Raw genomic sequence first — 22,010 nt, forward strand, 5'->3', positions numbered from 1 at the left:
GGCGCGCGCCCTGCCGTTCCGCGATCAGGCTATTTGGGATTGGGACGATATGACCTCCAGTCGCATCTTCAGCGGTGTTTCCTCAATATCCCTGCCGGGAGCAACCGCTGGTGAGAGTTCACCGCTTACCTTGCGTGACATGCTCTTTTTTCTCAGGATGCGCTGGCCGTGGATTGTTGCTACGACCAGTGTCTTCCTCGCTCTGGCCGGGGTTTACGTCGTCACCGCCGAGCCGACATTCGTAGCCAGCACCCAACTTTTGGTCTTTTCCCAGGCAACCGGCTCTGAAGCGCAGCGCGCTTTCGCCGAAGATGCATTCCTGGAGGCACAGCTTGAAATCGCCAAATCCAACGATGTGCTTGGTGAAACCGCCAAGTCGCTTGACCTCGCCAGTGATCCTTCATTTGCCGACAAAGTGCCTTCGCTACAAGACACGGCAAAGGGTTGGCTGATGGGGAGTCTGCCGCATGATACGCAAGCGGAGGAGGCGACAGGTGCGGCGCAGCCAGCATCGCCGACGAAAGAGACGCAGCGGTCCGATCGGGTTGTTGCCAGGTTGCAAAAGATGGCGGTACTGCGTCGGGATCGAATTATTGCAAGGTTGCGCAACATGGTGGTCCTGCGGCGCATCGGGCGTTCGATGATTATCGAAATATCCGCCGATGCATCCAGCCCGAGGAAGGCGGTGGACATCGCCGATACGCTCGCAAAGGAATACATCCGGAAAAATATCCTGATGAAGGCCGACGCCGCTCGGCAGTACAGCGCGTGGCTGGAAAAATTTGTCATCGAGCAACAGCGTGGACTAAGCGAAGCTGCCAATGCTTTGGTTTCGTTCAAGAGCAATCCGCGCGATCAGTTCAAGCTTGCGGAACTGCAAAGCGCGGCGGACGCACGCCGCACCCTCTACGAGAGTACCCTTACGCAGTTTACCGAGGCCAAGCAGCGCATATCCTACTCTGTATCCGATGCCACGATTGTTTCGCAGGCCACGTCGCCGCTTTCGAAGGCGAGGCCCCGCAGCGGGCTTATTCTTGCCTTCGCTGCAGCCGTGGGAATGGGCGCCGGCTTGATGCTGGCCATGATTCGGCACGCCGGTGACCGCCGGATCGTCCGCGGCCAACGGCTCGCGGAAGCGGCCGAACTGCCCTTCGTCACATTACTGGCGAAATCGGAAAAGACCCGCAAGGGCCACTCAGCGTACTTCCTGGCCGCCGAAGCCGGCAGTTGCAGCACGGCTACTTATCCGATCATACCCGGCATGGCGGCGTTGGGCGCAACGATCGCAGGACTCAGGCGCAAGCGGAAAGTTGTCATCGGGATCGTCGCCGTCAATCCGGGGAGCGGAGCGTCGACGATAGCTTGCGAACTTGCGGTGCAATGCGCCGAATCGGGGTGTCGCACACTCCTGATCGATGCGGCTGCGGATAAATCTTCCCTCAGTAGTTCAATAGCGCCCTATAGTTCGACAGGTCTTATCGATGTTCTTGATAATGCCGATTTGATCCAGACGGCGACTTTGTCCCTCACCCCGACGTTGAAATTCCTTCCCCTCGGCAGAACGAGCGGGGTAACGCCGGCCATTCGCCTGAGCTCCGGTCGCACACAATTGAATTTCAATGATCTGAAAAAAGAATTTGACGCCGTATTCGTTGACATTTCCGCGTTCTCCGCTTCTGCGGACGCGAATGCGATAGCGCCAGAGCTCGACGGAGTCCTGGTGATCACGTGGCACGGACGCACCTCGATCGATGATGCCGTGCGCGTGATCGACGCTATGCGAAACGTCGGCGCGGAGGTCCTGGGCGCGATCATCAACAAAGCGCCGCTGAGAATGCAGTCATGACCCCGCAATTAAGAATTACCGTGGGCATCGCTTCGGCAGGCCGCCCCGCAACACTGCTGGAGACGATCGATTATCTTGCTGGCCTGGGAAACTGCCCAAGGCGGATCATCGTCTGCGTACCGGACATCGACGATGCAGCGGGACTCGCTGATCGTCTCGACGTGGAGCTTGTTGTCGGCTCGCGGGGATTGACCTGTCAGCGCAACAGGATACTCCGAGCGGCCGTCCCCGATACGGATATTCTGATCTTTCTGGACGACGACTTCATTCCGGACTCGAACTTCATAGCACGTATGGCGGCAGTCTTCGCTCGCGAACCGGCTGTGACGATCGCAACAGGCGAGGTCCTGGCCGACGGCATCCTTGGCGCAGGCCTTACCATGTCCGAGGCGCTGGAAATCATCGAGACCGCTGGCGAGCGGGCTGAGCTGGTGACGGACGTCTATAACGCCTACGGTTGCAACATGGTGGTCCGCCTGGCGCCCGTTATCGAGCACGGCCTCGCCTTTGACGAGCAGCTTCCGCTCTATGGCTGGCTCGAGGATGTCGATTTCAGCAGATCCATCGCCCGTTACGGTCGATCGGTGCGCGTTGCGGGCGCCTGCGGTGTTCATCGTGGCGCCAAATCCGGGCGTCAGCCCGGGCGAAGGCTCGGCTATTCACAGATAGCCAATCCAGCCCACCTGATCAGGAAGGGTACGATGTCGAAGGCGCGCGCGATTGCACAAATTGGCCGCAACATTCTGGCAAACGCTCGCGGCGCGCTGCTCGGCGACCGTTCTATCGATCGGCGGGGACGCCTCGGCGGCAACATGGAGGCCCTGGCAGATCTTCTCATGGGTCGCGCGTCTCCCTCGCGCATCCTTAAATTCGGCATGTCTTCCAGTCACGAGATGTCTTCACCATCCATCGCAACCAAACGGAGGTAGCAGCCTCATGCAATGCATGTCCTTGCAAGTGCTCATCAGGCGGTCAAGTTCCTCTAAGGCATACGCGCGCAGACCGCTGCGTCCGTCATACGCGAAAATTGAGATTTTGCCCGGGCGCCGCGTATTTGCCGGCCTTTTCCTGCTTGTCTTTTCGTGCCTGACCAACTGCAGCGCGGCCAGTGCCGACACGTATACGTTGGTGGCAGAAGACAAGATAAAGCTGCGCATCGTCGAGTGGAGATCGTCGGATACCCGATACGCCAGTTGGGAGGCGCTTGAGGGCCTATATGCCGTCGATGATATGGGCAATCTATCGATCCCGATCGCGGGTCAGATAAAGGCGAATGGGAAGACAACCGCCCAGCTTGCCGACGCCATCGCGAGCGCGCTGGCCGAGAAGGCCGAGTTGCCGGGAAAACCCTTTATTGCGGTCGAGATCGCCGAGCACGCGCCAGTCTTCGTGACGGGAACCGTGCAGACCCCGGGACGCTATCCTTTTGTGACGAACATGACCGTCATGAAGGCGGTGAGCATCGCCGGCGGCTTTTTGCGGGCGCGAGAGGGCAATGCTGTCTTCGAGCGCGACCGGATCCAGGCTGCCGGGGCCTATCGCAGCGCCATCCTCAGCCGGCGTGATCTTCTGATGCGACAGGCGCGCCTGCGCGCCGAGATCGCCGGCGAACCCAGTTTCGCGGTTCCTGGCGAACTCGTTGGAACGCCAGATGTCGAAAAACTGAAGACGGAGGAATCCAACCTGATGCGGCTGCGACGGGTCGAGTCCGCGAGCCAGATCGCGGCTGCGAACGATCTCAGCCGTCTGTACAGTCAGGAAATCCAGTCGCTCGAAGCCAAGATCATCTCGCAAAAGCGACAGATCACCCTTGCGCAGGAGGAACTGGATGCCGTCAACGGCCTTGCGAGCAAGGGTCTATCGAACAACGCCCGGCAATTTTCACTCGATCGCGCGTTGGCGGACGCTCAAAGCAGCATGCTCGATCTGGAAATCGCCCTGACCAAGGCCCGCCAGGCGCTGAGCGACAGCGAGCGCGAAAAGACCGGGATCATCAACAAGCAGAACGCAGAAAACCAGCAGCTGCTGAATACTGTTGATCTCGATATCACCAAGGCGGCGGTCGATATTCAGGTAGCACAACTGCTCGGTGAGCAGGCCGGGTACGCCGCTCAACTTGCCCAGATCGGGACGGAGACGACGAGCCTTCAAAGAACACATAAGACTTTCAAGATCGTGCGTCGCAGCGACGACGGAACCTATCATACGATCGAAGCGGATGAGACGACCGCCTTACTGCCACACGACCTCGTTGAGATCGGTGTCGACGCGGACGCTCAAGCGTCCTCTCTGCTTCCACCGCAGGCATCGGCTGCCTTGCTTTCCGAGGTCGCGCCAGACGGTCCGGCGGATTCCCGCTTCGGTGTCTCAAGCAAGGCCGAAAATGGAGGCAGCCATGATTGAAGAAAATGCCATCCGGGGTCGGTTGCCTTGCCTTAAGCTCTCCGGTTCAGCGGCGACGGGAGAGTGGCGGCAACGCCGGTGCCGTCACCGACGCGCATTGCCGATCAAACGGGCACTTGCCGCCCACATCGGGGTCTGAAGCGTGACAATTGAACCGATTGGCTACATCGTCCTGGTGCTTGGCGCGCTTAGCCTGCTCAATGGAGCACGCTTTGCAATCGTGACACTTTGTTTGTTGACGCTCTTCGGAGCTGCAGCTGCGCTCAAGGCCCCGTCGCTTGGCGGCGGCAGCATCCAACCCAGCCATCTTCTGGTGCTTTTCTTCGTCGCGACCGCCTTGCTGCGCCGCGTCGAAACACAGGCAGCCTTGGCCAGCATCACCTATCCGAGCCCCGGCTTCTGGTTCGCTGTTTACATCGTGTTCTCCGCCGTATCGGCTTTCTTTCTGCCCCGCATCTTTGCCGGTGCAACCCTGGTCTACTCGTCTGCCCGCGACGCGTCGGGGACGATGTCGACAGTGGCCTCTCCGCTGGCTCCAGGTTCGTCCAATTTTACCCAGGCTGTCTATCTGCTCGGCGACCTTGCCTGCTTTGCCGTCATCAGCGGCCTTGCCCGGCTCGGGCACGCTCGTCTCATCGCTCGAAGTCTGATCGTGACGGCCATGGCTTGTCTCGGCCTGGCGTTACTCGATATCGGAGCGTTCATGACCGGCCAAGCCGAGTTACTCGATTTCATACGCAATGCCAACTATACGATGCACACGGCCGAGACGATCGGCGGTTTCAAACGCATCGTCGGTTCCTTTCCCGAAGCAAGCTCGTATGGATCGGCAGCATTGGTTTTCTTTACGTTCACGCTCCTGCTTTGGCTGGAGCGTTTTCCAAGCCGCCTGACCGGTCTGGCGACGGTATCTGTTGGCGCTACGATCATACTGTGCACGTCGACAACCGCCTACATTGCCGGTCTGCTTGTTCTCGGCCTCGTCGTAGTGCTGAGCCTGAAACGCCTACCCAGTGGCCGGGCTACGGCTCCCTATGCTGCTTTCCTGGTCGTCACACTGTTCATGGTTCCCTGTGTGATCGTGGCGCTCATTCTGATACCCGATACCTGGAATTCCATCACGGACCTCACGAATATTACCTTCGCAGACAAGCTTGGGTCTCAATCGGGCGAAGAGCGCACCGCATGGAACACTCTGGCGCTGGTCTCATTCGTGGAGACCGCCACTTTCGGTGCGGGACTCGGCACAGTTCGGGCATCCAGCTTCATTGCCGCGTTGCTGTCCAATGTCGGATTGTCCGGCACGGGACTTTTCGCCGTCTTCCTCTACAGCCTCCTGACAGCGGCCGGGCGCAACAAATCAGACAGCCGGGAGGACCGGGTGATCGGAGTTGCGGCCGTGTCGGCATCGATTGCCCAGATCGCCTCGGCGACGATCTCCGCGAGCAGTACCGATCTTGGCTTGCTTTTCAGCATTACAGCCGGTCTGGCCACCGGTAGCCTCGATCGCCCCTATATTTTGCCACGGCGTGCGAGCCGATCACTTGCGCGTCCATATCCCCTGGAGGCATCGGCACCACGGTTGAAAACGCCGATGGTTTCGGCGCGATGACGCCCTCTCCGCGCCCCTCTACAGTAAAACACATCGCAGCCTCCGGTTTGACGTTAGCCCCGGCGGTTTTTGTCTATCGCGTGCGCGGGGTCAGCTACGGAGCCATTTTTCGGAAGCTTTCGACGACGACGCCACAGTCCCGAGCCAAAGACGCCCACCAGGTAACCGACCTCCATGAGCGCAAGGATAGCAAAACTCGAGAGCGCCGCAGCAATCAGGGAAGAGCCCTGTGCGAAGGTCGCGGCCCCCAGACCAAATGCGATGAAAATCGCAAAAATTGCGAAAGCCCAGGCACGGAGGAAAGTCCCGGCCGCGATCGAAATCACCATCGCGATGATTGCGCCGCTCAGCATCGTCATTCTCCTTCCCCTTGCATCGACATAAGGGTGCCAGCCGCCAACTTTCACGCTGTGGAACCCTTGCCTGACGATAGCGGAGCGCCCTTCAGGGCTATAATTTCAATAATCAGACGCTTAAACCAGCCATATATTTCAGACGGACGGCTCAGTTGGCATTGGCAGCAAAATACCGGACCGCGCTTCCTTACCACAGTATTAATGACGGGCTCAATCGTTCCCCGCGAGGCGCTAACAGAGGGTCGTGACATGAATAATCAATGCGTCGTTTACGTTACGGATGTCGACTATTCATTTCCAACGATTCTTTCCGCGCTCCAGGCTCGCAAACGCGCCAGTGCAACAACGGATGTCTGCATCCTCACGTCGGAACATCTCGATAATTTTGCCGAGCTGCAAGGTCTGCTCGCGATGAGCGGGGTCAGACTTATCGATGCGGCTGCAGCATTGCTGGACTTGCTCGGCAAGCTCGACGGCTCGCATTTCCAAGGCCGCATCAGCGTCAGCACGATGGCCAAGCTGGTCCTTTGCCAGGTCCTGCCCGCCGACTATAACCAGATTATTTATCTCGACGGGGACACGCAAGTCGTAAGCAATCTGGCTGAACTCGAAAACGCCTTCGCCCCTGAGGGAAAGTTTTTTGCGGCGCGTGACTATACGTCGATCCAGACTCTCCTCCGCACCGGAAGGGACAGCCACTATTTCAACGCCGGAGTCCTGAAATTTCACCGCAACGGCTGGATCGGGCAAGAGGCGTTGGAGCTTTTTGTGAAAAATCCGGAGGCCTGCGAGGGCAAACATGATCAAGGTGCGCTGAACTATGTCTGCGGATCTTCACTCATGCTCGCATCGAACCGCTGGAACTTTCCGAAGCAGTTTCTTCATCTGGTGAACATGTCCTCCTTGTCCATCGTGCACTACATGGCGCATCCAAAGCCGTGGCATGGGACCTTCTTCCCCTGGAGCGATGCAGAAAGCCAGGTTTACGTCGACTTGCGCAAATCACACCCGGCATACGACGCGCTCTACCGCGGAATAACATTCGACCGTAAAATGTTATACAAGTATCGCTCAGTTCGGGAACGTCTCAAACACGCGTTGCAGGAGGACAGGCCCAATTGGCAAGTCCAGGGTCTGCTTGTCGGCGATTATGTCGTGTGATGGTCGAAATGAGCATGATCAACAGTGTTTCCCTTGCCAGCATTTCACATTACGCAAAGGCCCGGCTACGCCGCTCTCTCAAGGCCAAGCAGGTCAAGTGCGACCTGCTGCGCGGCGGGCTCAAGCACGCGCGCCATGTCGTTGTATGCGTCATCCGCGACGAGGGGCATCGGTTGGCTTTCTTTCTGCAGTATTATCGCGATCTTGGTTTTGAGCATTTTATTTGCATCGATAACGGGTCGACCGACGGCACCTTAGAGCTGTTGTCCAGTGTCGACGACGTGTCCCTCCTCTCGGCCAATGGGTCTTATAAGGCAGCCAGGTTCGGAAACGACTGGATCAACCAAGTCATCAACCGGTATTGCCAGAAAAAATGGGTCCTTTACGTCGATGCCGATGAGTTTCTGGTCTATCCGCATTGCGATACAAGGCCGATCGGCCAATTGACCGCCTACATGGATTCCGTGGGTGGTCGTTCTCTACGATCGGTCATGATCGATATGTACAGCCATAATCCTATTGTTGAGAACGTTTGCGAGCCCGGAAGTGACCCCTTGGGAGTTTGCAACCTCTTCGATCGTTCTGGCTATGTGTCACATTTCGACAAACGCAATCTGACGATATGGATCAAGGGCGGGGTCCGTGGACGGATCTATTTCCACGGCCGTCTCTGGGATGGTCCTGCGCTCAACAAGGTACCCCTCGTTTACATGGCGGGGGAGTGTCTATTTCTCAAATCATCGCATCAGGTTTGGCCGCTGTCCCTGAATTTGGGCGACATGCGCGGAGGACTTGGCGTATCGGGCGCCCTTTTGCATTTCAAATTTTTATCGACCTTCGTTCACAAGCTTTCGGATGTGGCAAACCGATCGGAGCACACCGAAGAATACGCAGTGTACGCCCCAGGCGAGAACATGCGCCATTTCTTGTATGAGGACACGGGCGTTTATAAAAGCTGGAAAGATTTGTCTGATCACGGTCTTATACAAGGTGAAGGTTGGAAATCCTGAAATACAGAAGCACTGGCCCCCTTTCATGGATCAAAGGCTTTGCTGGTAGCGGTGCAGTCACGTCGCCACCTCAAGTCGTGTTGGCCACGGCCTCGTTGTCGCGGACAGCACATTCCCAAACTCGTAGAGAAGCATGCGTTTTCATGAGCATTTGCTATTGCGCGGGACCGCATGGGATTAAACCCGCTGACAGCTTCGGCACTCGTCGCCTCACTCCAGAGCGCCGTTTCAAGGACGTCTCGGCTGTCTCGACTTGTTGGGACAGCCTTTGGTTAAAAATAATTCTATTGCAGCGTGGGCATCGTCCGACAAGCGACGCGGCACCCGTGGTCGACAGCTCGCAATATTGTGATCAGGACACTGATGTCGTTTTCTCCTCGCAACGATGAGGGTATCGATTCCGGACTTGGTCAGGGCAGCGTGCAATTGGCTGACCGCGAGTTTCGGGACCAGATCGACACGCGATTTTTCTACCCGCCCGAGGATCATTTCCGGCCTCGAATAGGGGCGCTTCCAAGTGCGTCCTGCGGTGTCGGATCGTCGGCGGGAATGAACCTTGTGAAAATGGCGCGTGCAGCGTTGACCGCTACAAGCTTGTGAATATTTGGCAAGACGCGATCCCACCAGCAAACGGCCCACGCACTTTCCCGCGCGAACAATCCTTGCATGTGGACACATAGATGGACCGAGTTTTTTTCCAATGGGTCCAAACCGCAAACCAGAGATTGCGTCTATGACCCGTCTCTGGCGACGAATTTGTTGAAGCGGCTCATTTTGCCGTCGGCCGTCTTGTCCTGGTAAAGAAAGGCGAGTTTGCGTTCGTCAAAGACCTTGAAGAAATCTTCCCAGGAGATTTTCTCCAAACCTTCTTCCGGTTCGCCGAAGTCAATCCTCAGGATGCCGCCTTCGCCGCTTTCTACCACCTTGGAAGGAACACCTTTGCGCTCTTCAGACCAGCGCCGAATTGTTTTGTGGTCGGTTGTTGTTTTGCTGTCGGTCATCCTCTTTCCTCAATTTGCGGCAAACAGGGCATTGCACTCAATCCGACGGTGTTCGCCTGGCGTGTTCGTTTTCTTTGATATGGCTCTCGAATGTCTCAACCTCGTCCTGACAGCCCTCGCGGACTGGCGCTGACCGAACGCGTTCGCCATCGATGTCTTCTGTGGGGTCAACTTGCGACCAGTATTTTGGTTCCCATCACCGCTGCGTCGGAAGATGGCTTTGGCAGGGTGACGAACACGATCTGGCTATGCCTTGCGGGGACGCTTGCTGTCATCTTCCTTAAGATCGGCTCGTTGTCCGGGAGTTGGCGGTTGCCCCGGTGCCGGAAAGGGCGTGTCCTTCGGTTTGGGCTTTTCGGGTAGAATATCATTGTCATCGGGTTTGGGCGGGGTGACAGGGGGCGTCATTGGCTTACCTCTTTTGTTGTTCGTCTCGTGGAGTTTCAAACACCCCTGGCAACCCAAAGTTCCCTACGAAGGTCTTTGGTAAGGGCCATCAGCGTGGCGTCGGCCTTAACCTGCAGCTTCTCCGGTTCAAGGATGGAGCCTTCTACGACGACGACGGAAAATTCACCGACTTTCCCTTTGGTTTGGGCTATACCTTCAGAAGGTATAGCAAACCTAACATGGAAACGGACAAAAGCAGGGAGTGCAGTCTGGAATACATCGGACCTGCGAGCGATCTTGAATTGGGCTACAGGCCGCAACGTCGACAGAGGCTTTTCGATTCCCTATCCGGACGCAAAAAATATGCACTCGTTTGGGATAGTTGGGTTGTTGTTGGAAGGCCCGGACCAATCATCTGCTACGCGGGCCAAATTCGTGTACACGACGAGGCTCCACTTGCAAGAATTTCGCTTTAACGAAAGGAATCGCGCTGTTTTCGCTTTAGCGAAAGTGGAGCCAATCGGAAAGCCTTGGTTAAGAGGATGTTCGGCGCGCCATTCCATGTCGGGCGCGGCACTTGCAAAGCCTGTCGGGCTCCAAGAGCCCGAGCCACATGAACACTGAGTGGCCGCTGCAGCGGCACTTGCCTGGCCGGCCCTCACGTAGACGAACGGAACCTCATTCTCTTCGGCCCAAACGAGCGATGTCGTAGCCGCCTCGTCGAGGGCGGCGAACGGAGCTGGCTTGAAGAACGCCGGACCATCGATAGTCGCCAACGAACCAAAGGCGACGAACATGTTGTCGGCTGCCTCAATCAGAACCCAAAATTTTCCGCCTGTCTTTTGTCACCTCATAGGGAACTCTGCGATGTCCTCACGAATTCGGAGACCAGAGCAGCACCCAGTCCCCTCCAGGTGTTCCGCCCCGCCGAGGCGGCGGCATGGCGACACTAAAGGATTCCTGCTTCGGTGGCGGTCTCAACCAACGCGCGTCTCGCTTTTGACCGCCGAATGTTCCTTCCATGGTTCGGGTGCATGCCTGATGCGCCGCCACGAGCTTGGGTCCCTCCTTGACCGGCCAATCGTCTGAAAGATGCTCCGCCGCCAATGCCACCGAACTGACAACCCGGTGCCGACCGGCTGCGGCAATGATGACCTCGTTGAAATGAACATCGTGCATGCCTGCTAACTGCCACTTACGCCCGAAGTTCCACCACGCGATTCTCCCGTAATCTGGCTGCGGGCAATATAGCCCCGGACGCAGCTAACACGTGGGGTTGCAGCACGGCCGGCCAGCGCTTGCCAACCAAGCTGCCGCACTTCCGCCCATGGAAAGTATTTTCCCTCAAGAGGAACGGAAGGCCATCCGGACGGTTGTTTGTCACAGAAGTGTGAATTCAGACAATGGAGGCTGTCATGTCAGAACCGTTAAGCGTTGGCCGGCGTTCCGAATGGCCGGCATCAGACAATCCCGCCTCAATAGCAGAGGCCTACAATCAAGTCTCGTGGGGCGCGATTTTTGCCGGCGTCTTCCTCGCCCTGGCATCGCAGTTTCTTTTAAATCTGTTGGGGGTAGGCATCGGCGCAGCTGTGCTGGATCCCGCGACGACTGACAATCCGGCGGCGTCTACCTTCTCGATCGTCGGAGGTATCTGGTATGTCGTGGCGGGCATCATAGCTGCGTTCATAGGCGGATATGTCGCCAGTCGCCTGTCAGGCCGCCCTTCGAAATCAACCGGGGGATTTCATGGACTGACAGTGTGGGCGGTCACCACCATCGTCGTCCTTTACCTGTTGACGACTTCGGTCGGAGCACTCGTCGGCGGCGCGTTCAGCGGGCTCAGCAGCGTCGTCGGTGGAGCGGGCCAAGCCGTGGGTTCAGCCGCATCGTCCGCTATACCGGCGGTTGCCAGCGCCACAAACCCAATGGGTCAAATTGAGGAACAGATTCGCAGCGCCAGCGGCGGAACCGATCCGGAAGCGCTGCGCTCGACAGCGGTTTCCTCCATCCAGGCAGCCTTGACGGGCGATCCCGCCAAGGCCGAAGAGGCAAAAACACGCGCCGCCGACGCACTGGCACGCGCCAACAACATTCCGGCGGACCAGGCTCGCAAACAGATAGACGAGTATCAAGCTCAGTACACCGCGTCGGTGGAGAAGATCAAACAGGAAGCCATCCATACCGCGCAGACCACGACGACCGTCATCTCGAGCGGTGCCATCCTCGCCTTCTTTGCCCTGCTTCTTGGAGCGGCGGGCGGATGGTTCGGCGGCACGGCGGGCACCAGGTTCGGCCGGTCCCGGTAGCACAACGGTATTTAGGAGCCGTCATCGAAAACGCCTCGCCGTCCTCTTAGACGGCGGGGCACCCCCAATCAAGTTCGTCGGACATTTCCTCGCCAGCAACGCCGCCTCGAACGCCGATGCCCTGGCACATGGAGACGAAACAAAATCGCTTCTTGAATACCTCGGCAGTTCGCAACTCTGGTTCGAATCCTTTCAGAACTGGCAATCGGAGTTCTTCTCGACCGGAATGCTGGTGGTGCTGTCGATCTACCTTCGCTTCAAAGGTTCGCCGGAATCGAAAGGGCTTGACGCCGGTCATGACGAAACGGGGGCTTGAAGCTGTGGAGGTCCCAGCCCCTATAGGTGCGCCTATTGAAGGCATCGTGGTGGTCAAAAAAAGGGCCCGACTGAGCGGGCCCTCTTCTTACTTCATTTTGACGTTGGGTTCGCGCGACCAAATTCGCAAATTTCCGAGAACCTCGATAAATGCGGCGACATCTTTAGAGCCGGCAAGGAGGACGACGCCTTCGTCCAGCTCGTTCAAAATCCCGGCCTTTTCAAATAACGGCAGGGCAGCGGCGGTGTAACCAATGAACTTGCAGTGAGCAAAAGCATCCGCCACAAAATCCCGCGCCGTCGACTCCCTCAGCAGGTCAATCATGCCGCTTTCCGAGGGCAGGACGGCAACGGCGTCATAAAGCACAGAAGGACCGCCATCGATCATCTGGTGACCTTCGATGAACGAGCCGTCTGACGCTTGAGCACCGCCAACTGTTGGGGTAATGATCTCGAACGTCGCTTTCTCTGCGAGCAGGGCCTTTTGAAGGGCCTGGACAAGGTTGGCATCAAAGCCATCGGTCAACAAAATGCCGAGCTTCCTGCCCTCAAAGCGTTGCGGACCGTTCTTGATTATGCTGAGGGCGGGTGATGGAGCAAGGTCCTGCCTTGTGGGAACAGCGGCGTCAGCCGGCGAGGGCAATTCTTTCAGCCCCAGTCCCCGAGCAACTTTCCCCGCCAAGGTATCGTCAATGTTCAAAAGGTGGGAGACGACACGTTCGCGAATAACCGGCGTTTTGACTTTACTGAGCTCAAACGTCAGTGCTGCCGCGATGTGCTTTTGTTCCGGCAACGTCTGGGAGATGTAAAACTGGCGGGCCTGACTGTAATGGTCTGCAAAGGATTCAGCCCGCAACCGAACTTTTTGACCAGATTCAGCATCGGCGAATGCCCGAAAGCCCTTGTCCGGCGATTCCCTCGGCCCTTCTCCCCATGAATTGGGCTGGTAGTTCACCCGGCCGATTGGGTTGCGCATGGCCATATGTCCATCTTGCTGGAAATTGGCGAACGGGCATTTGGGGGCATTGATGGGGATATGGGTGAAATTGGGTCCTCCGAGGCGTTTCAGCTGCGTGTCGAGATACGAGAAGTTGCGGCCCTGAAGCAGTGGATCGTTTGAAAAGTCGATCCCCGGTGGTACGTTTTGGGTCATGAACGCGACCTGTTCGGTCTCGGCGAAGAAGTTGTCGGGCATGCGGTCGAGGACAAGCCGTCCAACAGGGATCGGCGGCAGAATTTCTTCGGGGATGATCTTGGTCGCGTCCAGAATGTCGAAATCGAAATTGTCGGCAAATTCTTGATCGAACAATTGGACCTGCAACTCCCATTCGGGAAATGCGCCTGATTTGATCGATTCCCACAGGTCGCGGCGATGGAAATCCGGATCAGCGCCATTGATCTTGACCGCTTCGTTCCACGCGACGGATTGGAGTCCGAGTTTCGGCTTCCAGTGGAATTTTACGAAAGTGGATTCATCCTGAGCGTTGACGAAACGAAATGTGTGAACGCCGAAACCTTCCATGAAGCGAAACGAGCGCGGGATAGCCCGATCTGACATGACCCACATGATCATGTGCATGCTTTCCGGGGTCAGGCTGATGAAGTCCCAGAAGTTGTCATGTGCCGACTGTGCCTGCGGAAATGCCCGGTCAGGCTCCTGTTTGACAGCATGGATTATGTCTGGAAACTTTATGGCGTCCTGAATGAAAAAAACCGGGATGTTGTTGCCGACGAGGTCCCAGTTCCCCTCCTGGGTGTAGAGCTTGACGGCGAAACCTCGCACGTCCCGTGCCAGATCGAACGACCCTTTGTTTCCGGCGACCGTGGAAAACCGCACGAACGCCGGCGTGCGCTGACCGGCTTTTTGGAACAGATCGGCCCTGGTATAATTTGCAAGAGACTCATACGTCTCAAAGAATCCATGGGCTCCATAGCCGCGTGCATGCACCACCCGTTCCGGAATTCGTTCGTGGTCGAAGTGGAAGATTTTCTCGCGGAAATGGAAATCCTCAAGAACGGTGGGACCCCTTTCGCCGATTTTCAACGAATTTTGATCGTCGGCCACTGGCCCGCCCTGAGCGGTCGTCAATATGGGGGTGGTGCCTTCAGCAACCTGATGCAGTTCGCCGCCATTGCCACGGCGCAATTTCTGGTCGTGTACTGTTGCATCAGCGGGTTTTTCCGGTGTTTCAGACATGTCGTAAATCCTTTGAAGATGAGTGCAGGAAGCGGCAGAACGAGGGGCTATCTTTTCTTGGCTTTGCTGCTGTCCTCGGCATCGGAGATACTGTCGAGATCGGCATCGGTTTGCATTTCTTCCTGCAAGGTGGCATCGAGCAGATCGACGGCGTCGGTTAGCCCCAGCGACGTGGCCAGCTTCTTGAGCGCCCTGTATTTAACGATCTCGTAATGCTCGACCGCCTGGGCGCCGGCGATCAAACCAAGGTCAAGTGCCGGACTATCCGCATACTCCGCGATGATTTGCTCGCCCTCTTCGATGATGGCGTCGACGGCGGGGCACGTCTTGCCCTTTGCCGGCTTCCCCAAGGCATCGAACACTTGTTCCAGGCGTTGAATATGGGTCTTGGTCTGCTCGAGATGTTTTTCGAAAGCAGCCTTTAGACTTGCCGCCTTCGCCGCCGCCGCCATCTTTGGCAAAGCGGCAACGATCTTGTTCTCACCATAGTAAATGTCCTTCAAACCATCATAGAACAGGTCTTCAACTGTTTTGATCTGCATGGGGATGCTCCTTGTCAAAAGTGCAACCTTAACTTTCCGCCGCCGAAGATGTTCCCTTGTCGTCCTGTTTTAGCGTGATTTTCAGCTGATGAGCGCCCAATGATGAAGCTGAGCGCGACCGATTTCGCCCAATCAGCACGCGGTCTGATGTCACCTGGTTGGCAGTATCATTGCCTCGTGAGCGGCGGCACAGAATGCGGCGCGCGAATGTTCCAGCATTGAAGGCAGTTCAAGTGACGCATAACAAATTGCCATCGCATCTTCGTACTCCGGCCCACCTTCGCCGGGCCAGTGGTTGAGCATCCAGAACAAGGCTTCCAGAGGGCCCTCAATATTGCAGCCAACGCCGTCCGATGTGCAGACAGTTACCGGGATTTGCCACAATAGTTTTGCCGCTTTATCGACCAATGTCGTTCCACTGTATGACCAAGCAGAGGCGCGCAAAGTCGGTATGCGACTGCCCCTTATGGGCTCGACGACCAAGGCGGGGCACACGTCACGCCGTTGTTCCAAAAATCTACTTCTTAATAAGTCACGGCTCGATGTCCTCCTACAGCGCGACCTTCATTTTCTGCACCTCAGCCAGATGTTGCTCCAGCGTCGGAAGCGTTTTGGCAGCAAAGGTCTTTAGCCCGCCTTTTTCGCCGTTTTTCGCGTAATCGGAGAATAAGGCAATAGCCGTTTCATGCGCCTTCAGCTGTTCTGCCCTGTACATTGCGTCAAAAGCTGATTTGTCCGCGGCCTTCAGCGCGTCCAATCTGGCTTGATGTTTTTGATCGAGTTTCTCCGGGACCTTGACCTTGTCCGCTTTGGCAGCCGGCATCATTTCCTGGCCGGTCTTGGTATGGTCAGCGATCATATGTTCTGCGAACTTTTTCGTGGCCTCATCGCTGGATCGTGTCAAGGCGAGTTCGCTGGATTTGATTTCGAACATATTCGAGACCGCCGCCATCTTGGCAAATTCCGCGGGCTTGGTGACCTCTTGCGCTCCTGCGACACCACATGCAATTAACGTGGTTGCAATGACAGTCAGTACGTGTTTCATGGCTTCCTCCTGTGGTTGTGGTTGCACAACATTTGATTTACCCAAACGTTCCTTCTCCCAAGCAGGGCGCATCCGGATCAAGGTCCCTGCCGCCAATCGCACACCTTGAGATGCGGAGGGTGTTCCGCAAACGCCCCCGCAAAGGCCTGTGCCGGCACAGCGCTAGGCGGCGTCAATGCGAACCTGAGCAGATTGGCCCCCACAGGGCCGCGGCATCCTCAAAAAGCGATGACACCGGAACGAAATTGCGAAGCGCTGGCAACTTTTTGTAAAGCCGTGCGACAGGTGACGTTTGAAACATCTGTTGAAACGTCTGGATCGAAAAGTGCGTGAGGAACAGCCTCACATCACGATAATGTACGTAGCGTGCAGACCGTGGTGGCCCATAATTGCAGCAAAATTTCCCTGTCCGCTGCGGAACCTACGCTTAGTGATCGTGTTTTCAGTCAATTGAGCAGGGAGCGTGATCATGTCAAAATCAGCGATATTTGATAAGCGGGTGCTTATGCATCACGTCTTGAGCGGGCGGGCAAACTTCCGCGTGTGGCCTTCGCTCTTATTTTTGGCTGCCTTGATTTATATAGTGGGCATCGTGGTGGGTTTGTTGCCATAAGAAAATGATGAGTGTTTCATGATGCACGTTTTGACAAGGCTGACTTGCCCATGCCGTTAGGAATAAGGGGGCAGCTTCAATTGAGAAACTCGACCTCTTTGTAAAAGTGCCAATCCTGTAAGCAGCGTGCCCGCCCCCAAACAAGAAAAGCAATCCCAATAAACCCGAAGCTCATACCGTGCGGTTTCGTTGACAATGGTGGAGGCCGACCCTCTATCAAGTTACCAAAAGCCCAGGGAAAGTTCCGAGGCGAGCGTGTGCAGGAGGCTCGTGCGAAAGAGGCGGCGGCTGTTTACGTGCATTAGCGTACAAATGCGGAACGATCTCAGGGTATGAAAGTTTGAGGCGAGTCGGAGAGCATAGACCTCTCACGACAGAGGCTCGTCGCGCAACCCCTGATATCCTTGCCCAGCCGGCGAGCCTCACCAACCTGTTGAGGGAGGAAGTCACGGCTGAGAATAAGATAAAACGCGGTTCGGCCGACCGGGCGAGAGTCGCCGCTAGCGAGAAGTACGAAGTCGATTCTCTTATGAAATCGCTGAATCCGGGTCGTGACGACGCCGAGCGGCTGATAGCTGAGTACGATGGCAAACGGGAAAAGAGAGAGGCAGAGGTGTCGAAGCGAAAACCGCGTCCGAAAACCCATGCTCACCTCCAGGCTGAGTTTCTGGCAGCCGCGCATCCCTTTGGCTTCGCTTCGATGCTGCAATCGCGGTCGTCATACGTGAAGCTGGAACCTACCGCTGGAGACCGGTCTTGGCCGGCACGCCTTCGCCTCCCAGGTGCCGGGTGGTCGGTGCGATGATAGAAAAGCAGCTTCTTGGCAAGGTTAAGCGAGAATGGTCCGATGACGGCGTTGTCGTTGATATCCTCGTACCCATGAAAAGCTGATTGCTTATCGCAGCACCGACCCTATTTTCGGAACGCAGGGCATTTCAGCCCAAGCGTTCAACGATTTTTTTGAGCCATACTTCTTTCCGGATCCGGAATTCTCTTCTGTGCAGATGCCGGGCTGGGGTTTCGCCTTAGTCAGTTGCGAGCTGCCACACGATCATCCCTCGCCACCTGGCCGCAAGGGCATCTGGAACGTAAAGCGCGTTTCGATTGGAGAGGAGGCGACCACCAACGTTCCACCATGAGCTTTGGCAATCTCCGATGCGATGTGCAGGCCAAGCCCAAGTCCTTGCGGACTGTCTCGAACATCTCCGCGGAAAAACGGATGGAACAGTCGGTTCATCGCTTCCGGGGGAATGGGATCGCCTCCATTAACAACGCTCATTTCCAGCTGTTCGCTGGTCGTGCTCACGACAAACTGGATGGGTTTGTCAGCAGCACCGTGTGCTAACGCGTTGCCCAGAAGGTTTGAGGCCAGCTGACCAATACGGGCCCGGTCACAGTAGACCTTATGTGTAATCTCAAAATGCGTCTCAATGAGCCTGGAGGGCGATCCCACGCGAAGTTCGTCCACAACCTGCTGCAAAACCAGCTCCAGCGGTTCGCGTGCATTGAGGTCCACAGCGATCCCGCCGCCTAGTCTTCCTCGCGCGAAGTCGAGGACATTGTCGATCAGACCGGACATGCGCGAGACACTGCCTTGCATGAGCGCGACAATCTTTTGCGCCCGCTCGCTCAACTCTTCCTTCAGGAGCATCCGGGTGCCAGCTCCTATCGAGGCGAGCGGATTGCGAAGATCATGCCCGAGCACGGCAATGAATTGCTCCCGCAGTTCTGCTACTGCCTGTTCCTCGGTCAGACCAGCTTCGGCGAGCACTTTTGCAGCGATAGCCTCTCTTTTGGCAGCTTCGGCAGCAGTTCGCAGATCAACCAAGTCCCGTTCGTAGCGGCGGCGCTGGGCCGCCAGGAAAATGGTGACGCGGATGAACAGCAAATTGCCTGCATCGTCACGCCGTTCCATAGCATTGGCAAGTACCGGCAGTTTCTTGCCGTCTTTGGTGACGAGGTCGAGTGCGACCTCGTTGAAGAAGCCTTGCATCCGCAACAGAGGCGAAAAATGCGTTTCATAAAACATGCGTCCGGCTGTCGTCAGAAGCTCGTGAAGCTTCTTTCCAAGCAACTCCCCCTGCGAGAAGCCGATCCAACCTGACAACGTGGCATTGGATTTGAATATCCGACCATCTGGACGGAGTGACAGATACCCGCAGGGTGCGTTTTCGTAGAGGTCCTCAAGGTCCTCTGTTGGAGTGTTGATGTGGTCGCCCGACATGATCTCAGACAAAGGCCTTGATAGCGGCAACGACTTCGTTCGGCGCACTCAGGTTGGGACAATGACCCGTCGCGTTCAAAATTACCATCTCGCTGTTGGGGATATTTTGTCTAACGTATTCGCCAACCTCCTCGGAAGCGATAATATCCTCGCGACATTGGAGAATCAGGGTTCGGGCGGTGACTTTGCCGAGGTCATCGCGATTGTCCGACATGAAGGTCACGCGGGCAAATTCCTTGGCAATGTCAGGATCGGTCCTGCAAAAACTGTTTGTGAGTTCCTCTCCGAGCTCGGGCCGATCCGGATTTCCCATTATGGCGGGAGCCATGGCGGCGGACCACCCAAGGTGATTGTCGGCAAGGGATTCGAGCAATTCATCGATCTGCGCACGGCTGAAGCCGCCTATGTACTCGCCCTCATCGATGTACCGCGCCGAGGGACCGACCAAAACAAGGCTCTCAAACATCTCGGGAGCCTTGATGGAAGCCATCACCCCGATCATCGAACTCACTGAATGCCCGACAAATACAGCATCCTTCACACCGAGTTCGTCTCCGATCTCCACCAGATCGTTGGCGTAGCCTGCAAGCGTGGAATACTTGACCGTGTTGTATGCGGCCAGGTCTGATCCGCCAGCACCAACATGATCAAACAGAACTGTCCTGAATTCATTTTCGAATGCGGGCGAAACCAAACGCCACATGTTTTGATCGCAGCCAAAACCGTGGGCGAACACGATGAAACGTTCTCCACTGCCGGAGATTCTGACGTTGTTGCGCTTAAGCGTTGATGACATGGACGTTAGCTACCACCAATCTGTGCGGCGAGATACCTTGATGATGGGTCCACCCCATAGAGTCAACATGCGTGCTGATCAAGAACAGATCACCACATTATTTTTCCGTCAGGCTCAAAAGATAGCGACGGATAAGGGTGGACGCTACTTCTTCGGCGGAGATCAGGCGCAGCTGCACGACATCTAGAACGAGCTGGGCCGGATCACTCCCGACCCGGATCGAGCTTTTTTACTGGCCGTTAGAAGCGGCAATCGCCGTTATGGCGGCATGGTATATTTTAATGGGAGGCGGGCCTTGTGCGAAGGGGCTCGCTGGCATGGTTTCGGACTTCCATTTCCTGCGTTCTTTGTGGCTTGTCGCGCTGTTAGCGCCGCCGAGCTAATATAGCTGTCCTTCCGCTCGGCAGATATTCGGTCAAGGGGGCAGGGAATGATCGTACCACATCTGCTCGACAGCCTCGTGATAGAGCCCGATCGCGGACATCGTGATTTTCTGGCCTGGATGCGTGCCGTTCTTCTCGCGGTCGCTGTGCTTGGCGCCGCCGGCCCGACTTGGAAACGCGAAGCACCGCCCTTCGTTCGCATACCGCCTCGCTCGTCATCGCTGTCGATCTTTCACCAACAATTTATGCCAATGACGGTCTGCAGAGCGGTCCCAATTTTGGGAAGACGCGGCGAAGATGTGCGCGGGCCGCAAAGCATCACATAAAGGTGGTTATACACCATATCTCGTACAGGGGAACGACAAGGTGCGCTTCGTTCGCGGTTAAGTTTGCTGCGAAGTCCCCACCATTTGTTGGAGTCAGGCCCATTTATTCACAGTCACCGAACTGTCATGGAACTGATAAGCCGTTGTCACGGGAGGTCACCAAAATCCGCACAAACCGGATTCGTTGAATCCGAAAGTGATCAGAACCGGAGATATCACGTGACACCCCTGAAAACCTTGGCTATCGGTGCGGCTCTTACCGTTTTCTCGCTACCCGCATGGGCCGAGACCGACATCACCTTCTGGCACTCGTTCGGTGGCGGAAACGGCAAGGCGCTCGAACAGATTATCAGCGACTTCGAAAAGAAGCGCCCGGACATCAAGGTGACCGCACAGGAAATCGGCGACTACAATGACATCGTCACCAAGCTGCAAGCCGCAATACCAGCCAAACGATATCCCGACGTGGTCCTGCTGGAAATCACACGCTATGGCTTGTTTGCGGAAAAGGGCATCCTTGAGAACCTTTCGCCATACCTCGACAAGGATCCGCTGAAAGAACAGCTTTACGATTTCGCACGCGATGTCGGGAAGTACAAAGGCTCCAACTACGTTATTCCCTTTAATTCCTCGACGCCCGTCACATATTACAACAAAGCCGTTTTCAGAGCGGCTGGTCTTCCCGATACGGTGCCTCTCAAGAACTTCAACGATCTGTTGGGTGCCGCGAAAACCGTGCAGGAGAAATTCGGGTCCCAAGGCAAGTTCGGCATCAGTCCTATGGGCCAGTTCGCCCGCTGGGGCATCGTCATGAGCAATGATTCTGATCTCATCGATCCTGTGTCGAACGACGTAATCGTCGACTCGCCAAAAACCATCGCCGCCTATGAGTGGATGGCGGACCTCGTCAGGAAGTACAAGGTGGCGTCGGTGGACGGCATCACAGACGAGGATGCTGCAAAAGCCCAGTTCACCGCCGGAAACGTCGCTATCAATCTTGACTCCACCGGAGTTTTCGGTGGTTTCAAAAAAGCCCTCGGAGACGATCTCGGCGTCGTGCCGTTCCCCTGTGAGGCCGTCTGCCGGGTGCCGATTGGAGGCGCGGGCATCGGTATAGTCAGCATGATCGACGCCGAGAAGAAAAAGGCCGCCTACGATTTCATCAGCTACATGGCGAGCCCCGAAGCAAACGCGATCTGGTTTGCTGCCACGGGCTACCTGCCGATCAACAGGAAGACGCTCGACGTCAAGGTCGCAGCGGATGCCGCGAACAAGGACGAGGGCATCACCGTGTTGATCAAGCAGATCGACTACGCCCGTGGCCGGCCGCGCCCGCCTGTCGTCACCTGGATGCGCAAGATGGAATACGGCGTATGGGAAAGCGTCGCCCTTGGACAAAAACAGGTCCCGGACGCCCTCAAGGCACTTGCTGCCCAGACCAGGGCCCAGACCACCAACTGACATTGCCGCAAAGAGAAAGGGGCGGC

General features: G+C 56.5%; 22 protein-coding genes. 12 read left to right on the plus strand and 10 right to left on the minus strand.

Features of this window, described 5'->3' with window-relative positions; all coding sequences use genetic code 11:
• The first annotated feature begins 49 nt into the window (after nt 1-49).
• The 4 genes from PHA01_RS07475 (at nt 50) to PHA01_RS07490 (ending at nt 5,861) form a co-directional block, all read left to right on the plus strand.
• Nucleotides 50-1,846 (plus strand): GumC family protein, encoded by a 1,797-nt coding sequence (locus tag PHA01_RS07475; RefSeq protein ID WP_271894297.1) that lies wholly within the window; start codon nt 50-52, stop codon nt 1,844-1,846.
• On the plus strand, nt 1,843-2,775 hold the full coding sequence (locus PHA01_RS07480) for a glycosyltransferase family 2 protein (RefSeq protein WP_271894298.1): 933 nt from the start codon (nt 1,843-1,845) through the stop codon (nt 2,773-2,775). Before PHA01_RS07475 ends, PHA01_RS07480 begins: the two co-directional genes overlap by 4 nt.
• A gap of 103 nt (nt 2,776-2,878) precedes the next feature.
• Nucleotides 2,879-4,249, plus strand: a complete 1,371-nt coding sequence (locus tag PHA01_RS07485; RefSeq protein ID WP_271894443.1) for a polysaccharide biosynthesis/export family protein — start codon at nt 2,879-2,881, stop codon at nt 4,247-4,249.
• A 142-nt stretch (nt 4,250-4,391) separates the two neighbouring features.
• Entirely contained in the window at nt 4,392-5,861 is a 1,470-nt protein-coding gene (locus PHA01_RS07490; RefSeq protein WP_271894299.1) for a hypothetical protein, read from the plus strand.
• Nucleotides 5,862-5,914: 53 nt separating this feature from the next.
• On the opposite strand, the gene PHA01_RS07495 is transcribed toward PHA01_RS07490, so the two are convergent.
• Entirely contained in the window at nt 5,915-6,214 is a 300-nt protein-coding gene (locus PHA01_RS07495) for a hypothetical protein (protein WP_271894444.1), read from the minus strand.
• A gap of 252 nt (nt 6,215-6,466) precedes the next feature.
• On the opposite strand from PHA01_RS07495, the gene PHA01_RS07500 reads away from it, so the two are divergent.
• The 3 genes from PHA01_RS07500 (at nt 6,467) to PHA01_RS07510 (ending at nt 8,988) form a co-directional block, all read left to right on the plus strand.
• A complete protein-coding gene (locus PHA01_RS07500; protein WP_271894300.1) occupies nt 6,467-7,378 on the plus strand; it encodes a glycosyltransferase family 8 protein in 912 nt (303 codons plus the stop codon).
• A gap of 14 nt (nt 7,379-7,392) precedes the next feature.
• Entirely contained in the window at nt 7,393-8,388 is a 996-nt protein-coding gene (locus tag PHA01_RS07505; RefSeq protein ID WP_271894445.1) for a glycosyltransferase family 2 protein, read from the plus strand.
• Between the two features lie 363 nt (nt 8,389-8,751).
• Nucleotides 8,752-8,988: a hypothetical protein gene (locus PHA01_RS07510; RefSeq protein ID WP_271894301.1), complete on the plus strand. Its 237-nt coding sequence runs from the start codon at nt 8,752-8,754 to the stop codon at nt 8,986-8,988.
• Nucleotides 8,989-9,119: 131 nt separating this feature from the next.
• Here the strand turns inward: PHA01_RS07510 and PHA01_RS07515 are convergent, their stop codons facing one another.
• The 3 genes from PHA01_RS07515 to PHA01_RS07525 all read right to left on the minus strand — a co-directional run bounded on the left by PHA01_RS07515 (nt 9,120) and on the right by PHA01_RS07525 (nt 10,955).
• Nucleotides 9,120-9,389, minus strand: a complete 270-nt coding sequence (locus PHA01_RS07515) for a hypothetical protein (RefSeq protein ID WP_224515238.1) — start codon at nt 9,387-9,389, stop codon at nt 9,120-9,122.
• 246 nt (nt 9,390-9,635) lie between these two features.
• On the minus strand, nt 9,636-9,797 hold the full coding sequence (locus PHA01_RS07520) for a hypothetical protein (protein ID WP_224515240.1): 162 nt from the start codon (nt 9,795-9,797) through the stop codon (nt 9,636-9,638).
• 852 nt (nt 9,798-10,649) lie between these two features.
• On the minus strand, nt 10,650-10,955 hold the full coding sequence (locus PHA01_RS07525) for a DUF982 domain-containing protein (protein WP_271894302.1): 306 nt from the start codon (nt 10,953-10,955) through the stop codon (nt 10,650-10,652).
• Nucleotides 10,956-11,191: 236 nt separating this feature from the next.
• Between PHA01_RS07525 and PHA01_RS07530 the strand changes: the two genes are divergently transcribed.
• Together PHA01_RS07530 and PHA01_RS29235 are read left to right on the plus strand one after the other, a co-directional pair.
• A complete protein-coding gene (locus PHA01_RS07530; protein ID WP_224515252.1) occupies nt 11,192-12,082 on the plus strand; it encodes a PhnA-like protein in 891 nt (296 codons plus the stop codon).
• Nucleotides 11,991-12,398 carry a DUF6766 family protein gene (locus PHA01_RS29235; RefSeq protein WP_334312003.1) on the plus strand — a complete coding sequence of 136 codons (408 nt, stop codon included), beginning with the start codon at nt 11,991-11,993 and terminating at the stop codon, nt 12,396-12,398. The genes PHA01_RS07530 and PHA01_RS29235 overlap by 92 nt, the downstream gene beginning before the upstream one ends.
• Nucleotides 12,399-12,485: 87 nt before the next feature.
• Here PHA01_RS29235 and katE read toward each other — a convergent pair whose 3' ends face one another.
• The 6 genes from katE to PHA01_RS07560 form a co-directional block, all read right to left on the minus strand.
• Nucleotides 12,486-14,594: a catalase gene (gene katE / locus PHA01_RS07540; protein ID WP_271894304.1), complete on the minus strand. Its 2,109-nt coding sequence runs from the start codon at nt 14,592-14,594 to the stop codon at nt 12,486-12,488.
• Between the two features lie 47 nt (nt 14,595-14,641).
• Nucleotides 14,642-15,136 (minus strand): YciE/YciF ferroxidase family protein, encoded by a 495-nt coding sequence (locus tag PHA01_RS07545; protein WP_271894305.1) that lies wholly within the window; start codon nt 15,134-15,136, stop codon nt 14,642-14,644.
• Between the two features lie 150 nt (nt 15,137-15,286).
• Nucleotides 15,287-15,631 carry a DUF982 domain-containing protein gene (locus PHA01_RS29375; RefSeq protein WP_417020934.1) on the minus strand — a complete coding sequence of 115 codons (345 nt, stop codon included), beginning with the start codon at nt 15,629-15,631 and terminating at the stop codon, nt 15,287-15,289.
• Nucleotides 15,632-15,686: 55 nt separating this feature from the next.
• The gene (locus PHA01_RS07550; protein WP_271894306.1) at nt 15,687-16,181 is read right to left on the minus strand and encodes a DUF4142 domain-containing protein; all 495 of its coding nucleotides are present in this window, start codon (nt 16,179-16,181) and stop codon (nt 15,687-15,689) included.
• 1,664 nt (nt 16,182-17,845) lie between these two features.
• Nucleotides 17,846-19,021, minus strand: coding sequence for a PAS domain-containing sensor histidine kinase (locus PHA01_RS07555; RefSeq protein WP_417020935.1), 1,176 nt, complete (start codon nt 19,019-19,021; stop codon nt 17,846-17,848).
• A gap of 1 nt (nt 19,022) precedes the next feature.
• Nucleotides 19,023-19,814 (minus strand): alpha/beta fold hydrolase, encoded by a 792-nt coding sequence (locus tag PHA01_RS07560; RefSeq protein ID WP_271894308.1) that lies wholly within the window; start codon nt 19,812-19,814, stop codon nt 19,023-19,025.
• On the opposite strand from PHA01_RS07560, the gene PHA01_RS07565 reads away from it, so the two are divergent.
• The 3 genes from PHA01_RS07565 to PHA01_RS07575 all read left to right on the plus strand — a co-directional run bounded on the left by PHA01_RS07565 (nt 19,756) and on the right by PHA01_RS07575 (nt 21,984).
• Entirely contained in the window at nt 19,756-20,001 is a 246-nt protein-coding gene (locus PHA01_RS07565) for a hypothetical protein (protein WP_271894458.1), read from the plus strand. The genes PHA01_RS07560 and PHA01_RS07565 overlap by 59 nt on opposite strands.
• A gap of 243 nt (nt 20,002-20,244) precedes the next feature.
• The gene (locus PHA01_RS07570) at nt 20,245-20,523 is read left to right on the plus strand and encodes a hypothetical protein (protein ID WP_271894310.1); all 279 of its coding nucleotides are present in this window, start codon (nt 20,245-20,247) and stop codon (nt 20,521-20,523) included.
• A 219-nt stretch (nt 20,524-20,742) separates the two neighbouring features.
• On the plus strand, nt 20,743-21,984 hold the full coding sequence (locus tag PHA01_RS07575) for an ABC transporter substrate-binding protein (RefSeq protein WP_271894311.1): 1,242 nt from the start codon (nt 20,743-20,745) through the stop codon (nt 21,982-21,984).
• The last annotated feature ends 26 nt before the right edge of the window (nt 21,985-22,010 follow it).

It is taken from the genome of Candidatus Phyllobacterium onerii, assembly GCF_028331445.1.
GTDB lineage: Bacteria > Pseudomonadota > Alphaproteobacteria > Rhizobiales > Rhizobiaceae > Phyllobacterium > Phyllobacterium onerii.